Source organism: Paenacidovorax caeni, from assembly GCF_001298675.1.
Lineage (GTDB): Bacteria > Pseudomonadota > Gammaproteobacteria > Burkholderiales > Burkholderiaceae_C > Paenacidovorax > Paenacidovorax caeni.
In genome coordinates this window covers 1-547 of the sequence record NZ_CYIG01000148.1, presented here as the reverse complement: position 1 = coordinate 547, position 547 = coordinate 1, and the positions used below count along the sequence as shown (strand labels likewise).

General features: G+C 65.6%; 1 protein-coding gene. It reads right to left on the bottom strand.

The genetic code is table 11. The features are described 5' to 3' along the window. A partial coding sequence (locus BN2503_RS19175; RefSeq protein ID WP_199445296.1) for a transposase occupies positions 1-547 on the bottom strand: 547 nt, incomplete at both ends.

The window sequence follows — 547 nt, the reverse complement described above, 5'->3', positions numbered from 1 at the left end:
GCCCGGCGCCGCCACCCCAGGTACGCCCGCGCCAGGTTGTGCAGTCTCCACCGTGGCTGGTTGCGACGCAGCAGGCTGAGCCAGCGCCGTTACCGCCGCTCTCAGCGGCGAGTTTGGTGCCAGCACACCAAAGTAGCGGTGCCGGTGGGTGCGTGGTGGGGGTACCAGGGCGGCAATGCGGTCGATGAGCTCCAGCGGTGTGAGGTGCAGCTCATCTGCCTTGGCACCACGCTTGTCACTGGTGGGCTCGCTGCGCTGTTTGGCACAGCGGTACACCAGTTTGCTTCCCTCTTTGCGTAGGCGCTCCATGGAAAACGGTGGACGCGCGCAATAGCGCAGCAGCCGCTCCAGCGCAGCGCGGTCGTGGGCTTCGATGCAGACACCGGCGTCCACCGAGAAGCCGCTGTGTTTGTAGCCCAGCATGTCTTTGGCGTCACAGTTCTCCAGCAGGCCCCGAGCAACGAAGGCGCGCAGGATGCGTTTTTGCAGTGTGGTCTGCACTGGGGCCACGGTAGCCGCATCGATGCCGGTGGCCGCGTGAAAGATG